This window comes from Trichococcus sp. ES5, assembly GCF_900067165.1.
Classification (GTDB): Bacteria; Bacillota; Bacilli; order Lactobacillales; family Aerococcaceae; genus Trichococcus; species Trichococcus flocculiformis.
Genome location: NZ_FJND01000001.1, coordinates 365,471 through 381,039, shown reverse-complemented (window position 1 = coordinate 381,039; position 15,569 = coordinate 365,471). Strand labels below are relative to the sequence as shown.

Annotated in this window: 13 protein-coding genes; 12 read left to right on the top strand and 1 reads right to left on the bottom strand. The window is 44.9% G+C overall.

The window, feature by feature from the left end; genetic code table 11:
- Positions 1 to 18: 18 nt before the first annotated feature.
- Positions 19 to 1,440: an MFS transporter gene (locus tag TES5_RS01725; protein ID WP_068559084.1), complete on the bottom strand. Its 1,422-nt coding sequence runs from the start codon at positions 1,438 to 1,440 to the stop codon at positions 19 to 21.
- Positions 1,441 to 1,888: 448 nt separating this feature from the next.
- Between TES5_RS01725 and TES5_RS01720 the strand changes: the two genes are divergently transcribed.
- From TES5_RS01720 to TES5_RS01665, 12 genes are all read left to right on the top strand, one after another.
- Complete coding sequence (locus TES5_RS01720; RefSeq protein WP_068559083.1) at positions 1,889 to 2,662, top strand: IclR family transcriptional regulator; 774 nt, start codon at positions 1,889 to 1,891, stop codon at positions 2,660 to 2,662.
- Between the two features lie 255 nt (positions 2,663 to 2,917).
- Positions 2,918 to 3,565: a bifunctional 2-keto-4-hydroxyglutarate aldolase/2-keto-3-deoxy-6-phosphogluconate aldolase gene (locus TES5_RS01715; protein WP_068559081.1), complete on the top strand. Its 648-nt coding sequence runs from the start codon at positions 2,918 to 2,920 to the stop codon at positions 3,563 to 3,565.
- Positions 3,566 to 3,607: 42 nt separating this feature from the next.
- Entirely contained in the window at positions 3,608 to 5,023 is a 1,416-nt protein-coding gene (uxaC, locus tag TES5_RS01710) for a glucuronate isomerase (protein WP_068559079.1), read from the top strand.
- Between the two features lie 32 nt (positions 5,024 to 5,055).
- Positions 5,056 to 6,105, top strand: coding sequence for a mannonate dehydratase (gene uxuA / locus TES5_RS01705; RefSeq protein WP_068559077.1), 1,050 nt, complete (start codon positions 5,056 to 5,058; stop codon positions 6,103 to 6,105).
- A gap of 36 nt (positions 6,106 to 6,141) precedes the next feature.
- The gene (locus tag TES5_RS01700; protein WP_068559075.1) at positions 6,142 to 6,987 is read left to right on the top strand and encodes an SDR family oxidoreductase; all 846 of its coding nucleotides are present in this window, start codon (positions 6,142 to 6,144) and stop codon (positions 6,985 to 6,987) included.
- Positions 6,988 to 7,082: 95 nt separating this feature from the next.
- Positions 7,083 to 7,931, top strand: a complete 849-nt coding sequence (locus tag TES5_RS01695) for an HAD family hydrolase (RefSeq protein WP_068559073.1) — start codon at positions 7,083 to 7,085, stop codon at positions 7,929 to 7,931.
- Between the two features lie 38 nt (positions 7,932 to 7,969).
- Entirely contained in the window at positions 7,970 to 9,712 is a 1,743-nt protein-coding gene (locus TES5_RS01690) for a glycoside hydrolase family 3 protein (RefSeq protein WP_068559071.1), read from the top strand.
- Positions 9,713 to 10,458: 746 nt separating this feature from the next.
- Positions 10,459 to 11,322, top strand: coding sequence for an AraC family transcriptional regulator (locus TES5_RS01685; protein ID WP_068559069.1), 864 nt, complete (start codon positions 10,459 to 10,461; stop codon positions 11,320 to 11,322).
- Between the two features lie 5 nt (positions 11,323 to 11,327).
- Positions 11,328 to 12,503, top strand: coding sequence for a Gfo/Idh/MocA family protein (locus TES5_RS01680; RefSeq protein WP_068559359.1), 1,176 nt, complete (start codon positions 11,328 to 11,330; stop codon positions 12,501 to 12,503).
- A 19-nt stretch (positions 12,504 to 12,522) separates the two neighbouring features.
- Positions 12,523 to 13,536 carry a Gfo/Idh/MocA family protein gene (locus TES5_RS01675; RefSeq protein WP_068559067.1) on the top strand — a complete coding sequence of 338 codons (1,014 nt, stop codon included), beginning with the start codon at positions 12,523 to 12,525 and terminating at the stop codon, positions 13,534 to 13,536.
- Complete coding sequence (locus TES5_RS01670; RefSeq protein WP_068559065.1) at positions 13,529 to 14,392, top strand: sugar phosphate isomerase/epimerase family protein; 864 nt, start codon at positions 13,529 to 13,531, stop codon at positions 14,390 to 14,392. Before TES5_RS01675 ends, TES5_RS01670 begins: the two co-directional genes overlap by 8 nt.
- A 72-nt stretch (positions 14,393 to 14,464) precedes the next feature.
- Positions 14,465 to 15,550 carry a Gfo/Idh/MocA family protein gene (locus TES5_RS01665; protein WP_143148171.1) on the top strand — a complete coding sequence of 362 codons (1,086 nt, stop codon included), beginning with the start codon at positions 14,465 to 14,467 and terminating at the stop codon, positions 15,548 to 15,550.
- Positions 15,551 to 15,569: the final 19 nt, after the last annotated feature.

Sequence of the window (15,569 nt, the reverse complement as noted above, 5' to 3'; positions counted from 1 at the left end):
CGCAATGCTGCTGAGTGATTACTCTTCGTCACGGCCTAAAGCGACTTGCATCTCTGCAACTGTTTTTCTGTCCAAGTTGAAGATGAACTTGAAGCAGATGAAGATGATAATGTAACCGATCAACGGGAATAGAACAGCCATATCGCGTATGGCCAACGCGTTTTCTGAGGTCCAGGTGAAGGCATCTTTCACATCCAGTGTCGGAATCAAGATAGCAATGGCTGCAGGAATGAACGACTGGCCGAAGCCCTGTGCGATCTTACGCAGCATAGAGTAAGTTGCGTACACAGAACCTTCATTTCGGATGCCGGTCTTCCATTCTTGGTAGTCGATTGCATCCGCAACCATCCCCCAAGTGTAGATCGCCAAACCGAAGGCGAAGCTGTTTGCGATGATCTGCATCGTGATCCAAAGAATCGGATTTTTGATTTCGACCAGATAAAGAAAAGCATAAACAGCGATGGCTCCCAGTAATGGCCAAGTCGACAATTCTTTTTTCCCCAGTTTGCCTACCAAAGATCCACCGAGAGCTGTACCAACGAATAGTGGAATAATTTGAGTCAGGATGGCGTAAGAACTCAAGGTTCCGTCTCGGAAGTACATCTGATAAGTCAATTGTTGCAATTGGTTACCGCCCATTATGAACAGGATCTGAGCGATGGAGGCAAGAGAAATACCCAAAATCGCACGATTGCGGAAAAAGTCTTTTAATGTTATGAAATAATTGAATTTAACCTTTTCGCCTTCACTTTCTGTGTGCTGGATACGTTCCTCCGTATTCAGATAAAGTAACGCAAAGGCAACAATCGAAATGATGCTCAGGATGATAGCGATCGGAAACATTCTTTCGCCTCGAAAGATACTGGCTGTCTGACCATTTTTCGTGACTTGTTCATAGGTGAACAAAGGAATCAGGATTCCTAGTGGAACGCCGGCGATGATGTATCCCCACGAACGCGCGTTGGATAAAGCAGCCCGTTGGGAAGGCTTGGAAGTCATGACGGAACTCAAAGCGCCGTAAGGTACGTTAACGACTGTATAGGTCAAATCCCATAAGATATACCCACCGATACACAAGCCGAGTTTTGCGGCATAAGACCAATCAGCCGCATCTATGAAGATGACCGTTGCTGCCAGTGCAAGGAATGGAGAGCCTCGCAGAATCCATTGTTTGAATTTTTCACCCTTTTTATCTGCGCCCATCCGATCAACGATAGCGCCGATAATCGGATCGTTGATGCCATCAAAAATCTTCGTAATCAGAATGATGATGGAGTAGTGAGCCAATGAAATCCCGATATACTGTGTGTAGAAAATGAACATATAGCTGGAAATTAACGTGAAACTCATGTTGCAACCGAAGTCGCCCATAAAATATCCGAGTATATCACGGAATCCGAATGGACGTTTGGCTGTGTGGATTATATGATTCTTAGCCATTTTTAGAAGATACCTCCCATAAAAAAATTAATATTTTGAACATAAGGACGAAAATAATAGCGCGAGTGATGTATCAGGATGTAAGACTGCTTTTCGTAATCTGATATTAGTATATTCAGAAAACGTATACAAGTCAAAGGAGTGGAGTAAAAATAAAAAAAATGTTTGATTTAGTGAAATGTAAACAAATATGAAACGAATTTTTATTTTTTTGAGATTTATTCAGGGGATTGTTTCGATTCAGTGTGGAAACGGAAACATTTTACAAATAATTCCGCTCAAGGGGGTTATCAGGCTATATTTTTTTTGCTATAATATCACAATGTGAAACGTTTACCCGTTTGGTGAATGAAAATGTATTTTTTTGATCTAAAGCGTATAAAAATGAATGATTATCCAAATAATTCAAGAAATGTAAGACTAAAAACGGAAAAGGATGAGCAAAATAATGGTACAAAAAGAAGCAGTAAACACAAGTCCAAAAGTACAATCAATTGACCGCGCTTTGGCTATTTTGGAAACGTTGGCAGACTATCCTAGTCTAAGTCTGATGGAATTGAGCGAAAAAGTCCATCTGCACAAGGCAACGACGCATCGCTTGGTGAATTCCTTAATGGAAAACGGCTATATCGATCGCAACCCTGATACGAAACAGTATCGCATTTCCTTGAAGATGTTCCATCTCGGAAACAAGCGTGTCCACAACATCGACTTCTTGAATGTCGCTAAAAGCATGATCCGCCAATTGTCGGATGATACGAGGCAGACTGTGCATCTAGTTGTGGAGGACAATGATGAAGTGCTGTATATCGATAAATATGGTGAATCCCGCGGTGTACGGATGCAATCAAAGATCGGTACAAAAGCGCCGCTTTATTGCACCGCTGTCGGGAAAGCGCTCTTGAGCACCCGTCAAAACGCTGCCGTCCGAGAATATTGGGACAGTATCGTTCCGGAACAAAAAACCGGGCGTACGATTACCACTTACGAAGATCTCATCAGTGAACTGGATGAAATCAGAAGGAATGGTTATGCCCTCGATGATGAGGAGTTTGAAGAGGGAATCGTCTGTATCGCTGCAGCCTTTTCGAGCGCTAGGGAAGTTGCTGCAGGTGCAATCAGCATATCCTTGCCCTTGTCTGACATGGTTGATAAAGAATTCTATACAGGAAAAATTTTGGAATATTCCACAAAAATTTCACAGTTGCTCGGTCACTTTTGATCTTTTCCGATCTCAAGCCGATATAGCGGAACTCCCCACGAAACGCATGATAAATGCGGTTTATGGGGAGTTTTTTTTGTCAGACTCTCTTTCTTTTGGAGGTATTCAACAGTATGCCACAAATTTTTCACAATTTATCATTCATTTTTATATTTCTGATGGAATTTCGTTGACATAAAAGATGGTAAATTCTATAATGAACTCGAGTTATGATACTGAGTTCCACAATGCGAAACCATGAATGGAGGATGACAAATGAGCGTCAAGAGAGATACCCTGGCTCAATTACAAGAAAATTACCTGTTTGCAGTAGTGCGCGGAGCTTCCGAGGAAGCAGGTTATGAGATTTCAAAAGCAGCTTATCAAGGAGGCATCAAGAACATCGAGGTGACTTTTTCGACACCTGGTGCTGAGAACGTTATGCGTAAACTGTCCGATGAATTCGCAGGTACAGATATGGTTGTAGGTGCAGGTACAGTTTTGGATGAAGTCGCTGCAAGAATTTCGATCATGAACGGAGCAAAATTTATCGTAAGCCCTTCCTTCAATGAAAAGATTTCAAGAATGTGCAACCTATACACTGTTCCATACTTGCCTGGATGCGGTTCTGTAACAGAAATTCAGATGGCTTTGGAAACTGGCTGCGAAGTAGTGAAGCTGTTCCCGGGTGGTTTGTTGGGTCCTGGATTCATCAAAGACGTTCATGGTCCTATTCCTTGGGTTGACGTGATGCCTTCAGGTGGCGTAAGCATTGAAAACATGGACAAATGGATTGCAAACGGAGCTTGGTCAGTCGGTGTCGGCAGTGCCTTGACACGAAACCTAAAAGAAGGCGGCTATGCCAGTGTAACAGCTGCAGCTAAAGAATTTGCTGATCGTTTGGCAGAAATCAAAGCGCAATAATCAATAATATTCAAAATAAAGCTCGGAAGGGGATTTCTTCACATGTCATTTATTCATGACGACTTTATGTTACAGTCCGAAACAGCCAAAAAACTTTATCACGAGTATGCGGAAAACATGCCCATCTTCGATTACCACTGCCATTTGGTCCCACAGCAGATCGCTGAAGATTATGAATTCGAAAACATTACCGAACTATGGTTGGGCGGAGATCATTATAAATGGCGCGCGATGCGTGCAATGGGAATTCCGGAAGAAAAGATCACCGGTAGTGCTTCCCCTGAAGAAAAATTTGAAGCTTGGGCCTACACTGCTGAAAATGCGGTAGGGAACCCGTTGTTCCACTGGACAGCCTTGGAATTGAAAAAGTATTTCCATATAGAAGAAACACTTACCAGCGCAAACTGGAAGGAAATTTATGCGGAATGCAACCGCGTGTTGAAGGCAGAAAAACTTACAGCGCGTCAATTGATCAAAAATTCCAACGTCACCTTCATTTGTACGACAGACAACCCTACGGATACGTTGGAGTGGCACAAGGCAATCGCTGAAGACGAGACATTTGATGTAGCAGTCGTTCCTGGTTTCCGTCCGGATGAAGCTTTCGCTATCCAAGACGCAGCCAAGTTTGCTGGGTTCATCGGAAAAATGCAAGAGGCGACCGGCAAGGAAATGACGACATTCGCTGAGTTGCTGGAAGGAATGGAAGAGCGGATCCAATATTTTGCGGATCATGGTTCGAACGTTTCCGACCACGGCCTGTCCCAAATCTACTATGCTGAAGCCACGGATGAAGAAATTGAAGCCATCTACGCCAAAGCGATCGCTGGTGACAGCATTTCTGAAGCGGAATACGCAAAATACCAAACACGCTTGTTGGTGGAACTGGGCAAAATCTATGCGGCCAAAGACTTCGTGATGCAATTGCACTTCGGCGCTATCCGCAACAACAACAAACGCATGTTTGCTAAATTAGGCGCGGATGCCGGCTTCGATTCCATCCAGGATCAACCGAACGTATCCTATGCTTTGAACAATCTGCTTGGTGCAATGGACTTGACGAATGAATTGCCTAAATTCATCGCTTATAACCTTGATCCTACTTATTTCGACTTGGTGGGAACGGCAATCACGAACTTCCAAGCGAATGATAAAGGCATCAAGAGCAAAGTTCAGATGGGTTCCGGTTGGTGGTTCAACGACACCAAGTACGGCATGCTGAAACAATTGAAATCCTTATCTGAAGCAGGTCTGTTGATGAATTTTGTCGGCATGCTGACAGATTCAAGAAGTTTCATCTCCTATACGCGTCATGAGTATTTCCGCCGCATCCTTTGTGATTTCATCGGTGATCTCGTGGAACGTGGAGAAATCCCGAATGATGTCAAGCTATTGGAAAAACTGATCACGAACATCAGCTACAACAATGCTGTAGAATACTTTGATTTTAAAAAATAATAAACAAAAAAAGAAGAGGAAGTGTTTTTGAAATGGAAATGTCATTCAGATGGTACGGTCACGAGGACCCTGTTACTTTGAAAAATATCCGTCAAATTCCAGGCATGAAAGGAATCGTGACTGCAGTCTACGATATCCCGGTTGGTCAACCGTGGCCATTGGAAAGAATCGAAAAATTGAAAGCAGACGTAGAAGCAGAAGGTCTATACATTTCTGTCATTGAATCTGTTCCGGTTCACGAATCCATCAAATTGGGTCGTCCAGATCGTGATCAATACATCAGTGCCTACAAAGAAACCTTAACTAACTTGGGTAAAGCAGGAATTCCGGTTGTATGTTACAATTTCATGCCGATCTTTGACTGGACTCGTTCCAACTTGGCATACGAGTTACCGGATGGTTCAAATGCGTTGATCTTCGATGAAGAAGAAGTAAACAAAATGGACCCACGTACGCTTTCTCTTCCAGGTTGGGACGAAAGTTACAATTCCGAAGAAATGAACGCTTTAATGGATGAATACAAAGAAGTCGACGAAGAAAAACTATGGGAAAACCTGGAGTACTTCATCAAAGCGATCATGCCTACAGCTGAGGCAGCCGGCGTGAAGATGGCGATTCACCCTGATGATCCTCCATACAGCATCTTCGGATTGCCGCGCATCATCACAGGCGGAGAAGCCTTGAACCGTTTCATCAAATTGTACGACAGCGAATACAACGGCGTTACATTATGCGTAGGTTCATTCGCTTCAGATCCAAAGAACGATGCGGTAGCAATCTTGAAAGATATGTTGGCTAAAAAACGTGTGAACTTCGTGCATGCACGTAACGTGAAATTAGTCGGCGGACGTTCATTCGAAGAATCTGCTCACTTGTCGGAAATGGGATCCATCGATATGTATGAAGTAGTAAAAGCGTGTGTTGAAGGCGGCTTTGAAGGCGCAATCCGTCCGGACCATGGCCGTATGATCTGGGGCGAAACCGGTAAACCAGGTTATGGTTTGTATGACCGTGCGTTAGGCGCAACTTACCTGAATGGTTTGGAAGAAGCAGTTAAGAAAAACTTGAAAGCTCAACAATAACAATAACAATAACAATAAGAAAGAAGGAAAATCACCATGACAAGTCCATTCGTTCATGATTTTACCGATAAAGTAGTAGTAGTAACAGGTGCTGGCGGCGTTTTATGCTCTTATTTCGCGAAAGAGTTCGCTAGAGCAGGCGCTAAAGTAGCTCTTTTGGACTTAAACTTGGATAACGCACAAGGCTATGCTGATGAAATTGTTGCTGAAGGTGGCATCGCTAAAGCGTTCAAAGCCAACGTATTGGAATTGCCAAGTCTGCAAGCAGCTAAAGAAGCTGTCGTAGCCGAATTAGGTGAAGTGGATATCTTGGTCAACGGAGCAGGCGGCAACAATCCGCGCGCAACAACCGACAACGAGTACCATGAAACTGATTTGCCTGAAGGAACAAAAACATTCTTCGACTTGGAACAAAGCGGTATCGAGTTCGTCTTCAACTTGAACTTCTTGGGTACAGTATTGCCTACACAAGTTTTTGCTAAAGACATGGTTGGCCGTCCAGGCGCTAACATCATCAACATCTCAAGCATGAACGGTTTCACACCATTGACAAAAATCGTTGCTTACTCAGGCGCAAAAGCTGCTATCTCCAACTTGACTGAATGGTTGGCTGTTCACTTTGCTCACGTAGGTATCCGTGTCAATGCGATCGCTCCTGGTTTCTTGGTTTCAAAACAGAATCAAGCGCTATTGTTCAATGAAGATGGCACACCAACTCCTCGTACAGGTAAAATCCTGAACGGCACACCAATGGGCCGTTTCGGCGAACCGAATGAATTGATCGGCGGCTTGCTGTTCTTGGCTGACGATAAAGCTGCAAGCTTTGTGAACGGCGTAGTATTGCCGATCGATGGCGGCTTCAACGCATATTCAGGCGTATAAGTTTAGGCAATTGAATAGGGCAGATAGAACGAAATGTGTTGCACAGTTCTTCTCTATCTGTCCTTTTTTTGATATCAAGTTAGGAGAGAAAAAATATGTCTACACACCCAACACAATTTACGAAACAAAAACAATTCTTAGTCTGCGTCGATTCCGACGGTTGCGCTATGGATACGATGAACGTGAAGCATGAACGTTTCTTCGGTCCTTTGGCAGCGGATGAGTATGGCATCAAAGATCGCGAAACTTTCTTGGCTGACTGGAACCGCATCAACCTGTTTTCAAGCACACGCGGCATCAATCGCTTCAAAGCATTGGTTTTGACGTTGATAGAAGCACAGGAAAAAGGCGAAGATATCGGTGATATTTCGGCACTGACCGATTGGGCAAACAATGCGCCATCGTTATCGAATGCATCCCTTGAAGCGGAAATCGCAAAAGCGTCTTCTGCCGATCTGGAAAAAGCTTTGGTATGGAGCAAGAAAGTCAATGAAGGCATCGAAACCGAATTGGCTGGAGAAGACAAGCCGTTCCCTGGCGTTCTCGAAGGACTGACAAAAATCCATGGCTTGACGGATGTCGCAATCGTAAGTTCTGCCAACAGCGAAGCTTTGAACAGCGAATGGAACAGACACAATCTGATGCCGCAAGTTGACGTAGTTTACGGACAAGAAGTCGGCAGCAAAGCGGATGCAATCGCTGATTTGTTGACGAAAGGTTATGCAGCGGACGAAATTTTGATGGTCGGCGACGCACCTGGCGATGAACAAGCGGCAGCGGTAAATGGCGTATTCTATTATCCGATCCTCTTCGGCAAAGAAGAGTTCTCTTGGGAACGTCTGAGCAATGAAGCGATCGGAAAATTCCTGAACAAAGAATATGCGGGAGAATACCAAGCAAAAGTTCTTGGAGAATTCCATGCTTTATTGGCTCAATTCGATTAATCTATATTCCAAAAATTACGTTAGCAGGAGGAAAAACAGTGCCAAAATTAGTTGATTTAAAAGCAAAACCATATAATCTGAGCGACAAACAGGTCGCTTGGGTAAACGAAACGATCGCCGGCATGACCGATGAGGAAAAAGTAGGGCAATTGTTCACGAACCTTTTCTTCTTCGGAAATGATGCCTTCTCAGGAAATGACTTCACCAACCAGGAAATCGTTGAAAAATTCCACATCGGTGGCGCACGCTATCACGGCAATTCGAAAGAAGATATCCAAGATCTATTGAACGACCTGCAATCCATGTCCAAGATTCCTCTGTTGGTGGCTGCGAACTGCGATTCAGGCGGAAACGGCGCTTGCAGTGAAGGCACATACATCGCTTCCGGTGCCCAGGCTGAAGCTGCAGGCGACCTTCAGGTTTCTTACCATGCCGGATTGGTTTCCGCGCGTGAAGAAAAAGCTTTAGGCGTCAACGTCAACTTTGACCCATGTGTGGACATCCTTTACAATTGGAGAAACACAATCGTCAATACGCGTGCTTACGGCACGGATGCTGAAACTGTCATCAAGTACACAAATGCTTATTTGGACGGATTGACTGCGGAGAACGGCGAAAACATGGAAGATGGCGTGATCCAGTGCATCAAACACTTCCCTGGCGATGGAACCGAAGAACGCGACCAACATTTGGTTTTGGGAGTGAATGAATTAAGTCCTGAAGAATGGCGCGCTTCATTCGGTAAAGTGTACCAAAATCATATCGATCGCGGCGTTGAAATGATCATGGCAGGACACATTGCTGTCCCTGCTTTGCAAAAAGAATTGAACTCTGCTTTGGAAGACAAAGATATCATGCCTGCAACATTGGCTGAAGAATTGATCCAAGATGCATTGAAGACTGAACTAGGCTTCAACGGCTTGGTCATCACGGATGCAACGCACATGTTGGGTATGACGTCCGCTATGCGCCGTGAAGATTACGTTCCGAAATCGATCGCTGCCGGCTGCGATATGTTCCTGTTCTTCAACAACATCGAAGAGGACTTCGGCTTCATGCTGAAAGGTTACCAAAACGGCGTCATCATGGAAGAACGTTTGACTGATGCTTTGCGTCGTATCTTGGGCTTGAAAGCTAAATTGCACTTGCCTGAAAAACAAGCAAACGGTACTCTGTTGCGCACGCGTGAAGATTTGAACGTCATCGGCTGTGAAGAACATCTGCAATGGAGAGCGGAAGCTGCTGATAAAGGGATCTCTTTAATCAAAGATACCCAAAACAACTTGCCGATCAATCCAGTCGACCACAAACGCATCCGTCTTTACATGCTGGAAGGCGAAAAAGGCGGCATCACGGATAACGGTTCGAAAGCGCAACAACTGTTCGTGGATGAACTGACGAAACGTGGCTATGAAGTGACTGTAAATGAACGCGGCTCTCGTGTTAAAGGCGCAACTTTGAAATACCGTGACGAAGTTGACTTCGCTTTGGAAGTTGCTGACATCGCTGGCTACGGAGCACAAAATAACTACCGTATCCAATGGAGCACTGCCATGGCAAATGAAGTTCCTTGGTTTGTTTGGGAAGTTCCGCATGCCTTCGTATCATTGAACTTCACGACACACCTGCATGATGCGACTATGGTGAAGACATTCGTCAATGCTTACCACAACAATGAAGAAACCATCAAACAAGTCATTGATAAACTGGAAGGCAAATCCGAATTCAAAGGCGGCCACAACGACCTCGTTTGGACCGACAAATGGCAAGCCAAATTATAAAAGGATACGATGAATCCCGGGTAGAAACCGAGCACTAAGAGGACAAACACAAAGCGGACGCTTTTTGTCCGTGTGTGGTTGTCAGCTTAGGCACAGGTTTCTGGGATTCAGAGTTCAACTATAATCAGTGTGTGATGAATCCTGAGCTCAGAGTTTGAGTACTAACGAGGTTCAGGACCAAACAGCCTGGTCTTGGCTGAGTGGGCCTGAACAGCGTTAGGCGGAGAACTCTAGGATTCAGAACCGTTCTAAAACAGAGTGTGATGATTCGCGTTTAGATACCCGGACGTTGGAGCACCCAGCGTAGTGAACCTCTTTTGTTCACTACGCTGGGTGTGAAACGGGAGCGGTATCTACGAATCAGAACTCAACTACTAGGATACGATGAATTGCGTTTAGAGGGTGAGCATTAAGGGGACATTACGAGAACGGCCGCTTTTTGGCCGTGACGTAATGTCAACTTAGGCGGAACCCTCTGCAATTCAGAGTTCAACTAAAAAGTGTGTGATGAATCCTGAGCTCAGAGTTTAAGCATCTGAATCGTGACCATTGAAGCAATGTACCATTTTGTTCACAAATCACCCAAAACACTGTTGTACCAAGTAAATTCGAGAAAATTTTTCTCGACTTTGTTTTTTTGAATAACAAAAAGCACTCTTGGTCAATGATTTAAATAATCTAAGCATTCCAGGACATTGAATTGTAAACGCTGTTATTTTATACTTTGAAGTGTCAAAGAGAGGGAGGTGACACGTATCGTTGAAAAATTGTTGATCGGATACCACGTCAAAGGACAAGCATATGCCCTTGACTTCCATACACATCCGCAATATGAAATATTCTTGTTCCATGGCGGAAATTGTCGGTTCCTGGTCGGTAATAAAATCTATTATCTTCAGCCTGGCGACTTGCTGATGATGGATGGGATGACGGTTCACCGTGCCTACGTAATTGGAGACAAGGATGCCTATGAACGCAGTATCGTCCATTTCGATGCCGACTGGATCACCCCTTTACTGAATGATCTGAACATTGACTATTTGTTGCGTTTCTTTACTGAAAATCGTAACGGCCTCATTCGGACTTTCCGAAAGAAGAATGAACTCCTTTTAGAAAATGCTATCCGGGAAATGAATCATTTGCAGCAGTTGGATCAATCCTATGCAAATGAAGCGAAACGCAAACTGGCTTTAGTCCAGTTGCTTCTGATGATAGATTCTTCAACGGATAAGATCGTAGAAAAAGGACAGGCTTATGTCGATGAAAAGACACAGATAGCCGAAAAGGTTTCGGAATATATTTTTAAGCATTACCGGGACTCGTTCAACATCGATGATATCGCCTCTGCCCTTAATTTGAGCAAATCCTATTTGTCGCATGCTTTCAAAGAAATCACAGGAAATACGATCATGGCTTATGCGATGGGATACCGGTTATCCCAAGCGTGCACGGCACTATTGATGGAACCAACCAAATCGATCAAAATGATTTCCGGCGAATGCGGTTTTGAAAGCGATGCCCATTTCAGCAGATATTTTAAACAGAACATCGGCACTACACCCAGTAATTACAGGAAAAATAATAGAATCAGCATACAAAAAGGAGAATGATGAAAATGACAGAAAAAGTGAAATTAGGAATTATTGGTTATGGTGCAGAAGGCGGTATGTACGCAGGGTTCTTCAAGAACAACGATGAGCGCCTGAACGATAATATCGAGTTGGCGGCGATCTGCGACAACGATCCTGCTAAAAAAGCGAAAGTCGCTGAAGACTTCCCTGGACTGCCTTTCTTCGACAATTACCTGGATCTTTTGGAATCCGGTATTGTAAACGCAATCGTAACGACTGTTCCGCACTATGACCACTGCGTGATGGGGATCGCTGCACTTGAACGCGGCATCCACTTATTGGGAGAGAAGCCGGCGGGTGTTTATACGAAAGATGTGGAGCGTTTGATCGAAACATCGAAAAAACACCCAGAAACTACTTTTGCGATTTTCTTCAATCAACGTACAAACCCACTTTACCGCAGAGTAAAACAATTGATGGATGAAAAAGCGATCGGCGACTTGCAGCGTGCTACTTGGATCATCACAACTTGGTGGAGACCGCAAGGCTACTACAATCAAAGCGCATGGCGTGCAACCTGGGGCGGAGAAGGCGGCGGCGTTCTTGTGAACCAAGCTCCTCACCAATTGGACCTGCTGCAATGGATCTGCGGAAAGCCTGAAAAAGTCTACGCGAAACTGCAATATGGCGCAGGCCGTAACATCGTTGTTGAAAATGAAGTGAATGCACTCTTGGACTTCGGCAACGGCGCTACCGGTTCATTCATCACTTGCACAAACGATATCGTCGGCACGGACCGCTTCGAAATCTTTGGGACGAAAGGGAAAATCATCGTTGAAGATTCGAAAAAACTGATTGTGAAACAATTGACTGCTCCGGAAGCTGAACTGTCCGAAAATATGGATATGCAGGATGTCATGAGACTCTTCATGGGACAGGTCAACATGGAGGACTACGTAAAGGTCACTGAAGAAGAATTTGTGACGCCTCAAGGACTGCAACACATTTCTGTGTTGAATAATTTTGCAGATCATATCGTAAACGGGGAGCCTTTGTTGGCCAATGGCGAAGAAGGCATCAACGGGGTGACCTTGGCGAATGCGATGCACTTGTCCTCTTGGTTGGATAAAGAAGTGGATTACAATGTGGATGGCGACCTGTATTTGGCTGAATTGAACAAACGCATCGCTGAAGAAGGAAAATTCGAACAAAAAAAATAAGAAAGTGACGTGATCAGGGATGTTAAGAGCGGCAATAATCGGATTAGGAGATGTATCGCCTGTCCACAAATATGCTATCGACGCCAGTGACAACGGTGAATTGGTTGCGGTTTGCGACGTAAATGAAGCCTTGAAGACCAAATATCCTGATATGCCTTTTTATACAGACGTAGAAACGATATTGGAAAAAGAGGATTTGGATGTTGTACATATCTGCTTGCCGCACTATCTGCATTATCCGGTCACGAAACTCTGTGTTGAAAAAGGCGTGCACGTTTTCCAGGAAAAACCTTTGGCTTTGGATTATGAGGAAGGCTTGAAGACGCTCGCTTTGGCAGAGGAAAGCAGCAAGAAAATCGGCGTGTGTTTCCAAAATCGTTACAACGAAACGATTTTGGAACTCAAAAGATTACTCGCGGACGAAAACGTCGGAGCTGTGACGGGGGTAAAAGGCTTGGTGGCATGGCATCGGCCTGAAACCTACTACACCATCAAACCATGGCGCGGTCAGATGGAATTTGCCGGCGGTGGATCCATCATCAACCAAGCCATCCATACGCTTGATCTGATGCAGGTTTTGGGCGGGGAAATCGACCGTTGCAAAGCCAGTCTGTCCAACATCACGGACTATGACATCGAGGTCGAGGATACTGCCGTCGCGAATTTCACCTTCAAGAACGGCGCGCGCGGATTTTACATGTCGACCAATGCCTATGTCGAGAATTCCAGCGTAGAATTGCAGGTCATTACCGAAAAGGCAAAATTCACGATCAAGGATAACTGTCTTTACCGCACGAATAGTTCGGGTGAAAAAGAACTGCATCTGCAGGACACACCGATTGAAGGAACAAAATTTTATTACGGACCAAGTCATTCTGCACTGATCCAGCGTTTCTACAATGCAATCGAAGCAGACTCGGATGACTATGTGACGGTCCGTGATGCTTTACCGGCGATGCTGATGATCGATGCAATGAAATTGTCATCAAAAGAAAAACGTACAATCGAAATGGAGGAAATCATAAATGGCTAAAGTTAAGATAGGTGTACAAGCGTCAACGGTCAAAAAGAGTTTTGAAGAAGTAGGACCTTATGAAACACTGAAGAAACTGCACGAAATCGGCTACAATTCGATTGAAATTTCGCAAGTGGCGACAACGCCTGAGAACATTGCTGAAATTCAAAAAGCGACCGCTGATTTCGGCATGGAAGTAGCTTCCATGAGTGCCTCCTTGAAACCGCAAGTAAAAGACGGCGAATCTTTGATGACACACTATGATAAAATCGTAGCGGACTGCAAAGCCGTGGGAACGGACCTGTTACGTATCGGCATGTTACCGATCGACGCGATGGCCAGTCTGGATAAAGTGTTGGAATTCTGCCATGACGTCAATGAAGTGACGCAAAAGCTGAAAGAAGACGGAATCACCTTGTATTATCATAACCATCACATCGAATTCCGCAAATATGACGGTAAATTCCTGCTGGACATCATTCGCGAAAAAGCGCCATTGTTGGGCTTTGAGTTGGATGTTCACTGGGTGCAACGTGGTGGTGCAAACCCACTGGAAGTCATCAAAGACTACAAAGGCAAAGTGGAATTGATCCATTTGAAGGACTACCGTATTGCTGAAATCCCACAAGATGGCTTCGATGCTTTATATAGTGGGGATCTTGCCAAATTTATGGATTACTTCACAAATACAATCCAATTCGCTGAATTGGGAACAGGCAGCCTACCTTTGAAAGAAATCATCGAGGAAAGCATCTCATCAGGTGCTCGCTACCTATTAGTGGAGCAGGATGACACGTATGGAGTGGATCCGTTCGAAAGCTTGAAAATATCCCGTGAGCACCTATTGGAATTGGGCTACGGAAACCTGTTCTGATAAAAGCGATGAAGAAGTTCGGAGAGGATTCTCTTCGGACTTCTTCCTATAATAATGAAGGAGGTCATACGATTGGGAAATAAAGATGGAATGAATTATGCTCCGAAAGGGAAAATAAACAGAGTAGTGGAACCGGGAGCGTTCAACGTGGGCGTTACGGCACTGGACCACGGACATATCAACGGCATGACGAACGGGTTGATTGAAGCCGGCGCTACAATCAAATATGTCTACGATCCGGATGCGGAAAAGGTAGCGAATTATCTGGAATCATTCCCGGATGTTACCGTTGCGGAGTCTTTGGAACAAATTTTGGAAGATCCGGAAATCCAGTTGGTTGCCGCTGCTGCGGTACCTAACTTGCGCAGTGCGTTGGGAAATCGAGTCATGCGGGCAGGGAAAGACTATTTCACGGACAAGACCGGTTTCACGACACTGGAACAACTCGAAGAGACCAAAAAAGTAGTTGCAGAGACCGGTAAAAAATATTGGGTCTATTTCAGCGAAAGGCTGCATGTGGAAGGTGCTGTATTTGCCGGACAGTTGATCGAAAACGGCAGGATCGGCCGTGTCATCCAAGTGACCGGTTTCGGACCGCATCGATTGGATAAAGAGAAACGTCCGGATTGGTTCTTCAAGAAAGAACAGTACGGCGGCATTTTGGCCGACATCGGCAGCCATCAGATTGAGCAATTCCTTTACTATACGGGAAATACCGATGCCAAAGTGCTGCACAGCAAAGTCGGGAACTACAACAATCCGGATACACCAGAATTGGAGGATTACGGTGATGCCACGCTGATCGGGGACAATGGCGCAACCTTCATCTTCAAAGTGGATTGGTTCACGCCGGACGGACTCGGGACGTGGGGCGATGGCCGCACGTTCATCACCGGAACGGAAGGAACGATCGAAATCCGCAAATACATCAATGTAGCGACGGAGCAGACCGGCGATCACCTCTTCCTGGTGACGAAGGATGGCGAGGAGCATTATTCGTTGGCGGGCGAAGTCGGGTTCCCGTTCTTCGGCGAAATGATTTTGGACTGCATCAACCGCACCGAAAATGCGATGACACAGGAACATATCTTCAAGGCGCAGGAATTATGCCTGAAGGCGCAGGAACAGGCACTGAACATCACTGCTGCTAGTCTATAAAAAAGTTTTCCCTTTCTTT

What these genes read in the sequence shown, in the direction of transcription:
- TES5_RS01725 (WP_068559084.1), bottom strand. Translation starts at nt 1,440, where the DNA reads ATGGCTAAGAATCATATAATCCACACAGCCAAACGTCCATTCGGATTC.
- TES5_RS01720 (WP_068559083.1), top strand. Translation starts at nt 1,889, where the DNA reads ATGGTACAAAAAGAAGCAGTAAACACAAGTCCAAAAGTACAATCAATT.
- TES5_RS01715 (WP_068559081.1), top strand. Translation starts at nt 2,918, where the DNA reads ATGAGCGTCAAGAGAGATACCCTGGCTCAATTACAAGAAAATTACCTG.
- uxaC (WP_068559079.1), top strand. Translation starts at nt 3,608, where the DNA reads ATGTCATTTATTCATGACGACTTTATGTTACAGTCCGAAACAGCCAAA.
- uxuA (WP_068559077.1), top strand. Translation starts at nt 5,056, where the DNA reads ATGGAAATGTCATTCAGATGGTACGGTCACGAGGACCCTGTTACTTTG.
- TES5_RS01700 (WP_068559075.1), top strand. Translation starts at nt 6,142, where the DNA reads ATGACAAGTCCATTCGTTCATGATTTTACCGATAAAGTAGTAGTAGTA.
- TES5_RS01695 (WP_068559073.1), top strand. Translation starts at nt 7,083, where the DNA reads ATGTCTACACACCCAACACAATTTACGAAACAAAAACAATTCTTAGTC.
- TES5_RS01680 (WP_068559359.1), top strand. Translation starts at nt 11,328, where the DNA reads ATGACAGAAAAAGTGAAATTAGGAATTATTGGTTATGGTGCAGAAGGC.
- TES5_RS01675 (WP_068559067.1), top strand. Translation starts at nt 12,523, where the DNA reads ATGTTAAGAGCGGCAATAATCGGATTAGGAGATGTATCGCCTGTCCAC.
- TES5_RS01670 (WP_068559065.1), top strand. Translation starts at nt 13,529, where the DNA reads ATGGCTAAAGTTAAGATAGGTGTACAAGCGTCAACGGTCAAAAAGAGT.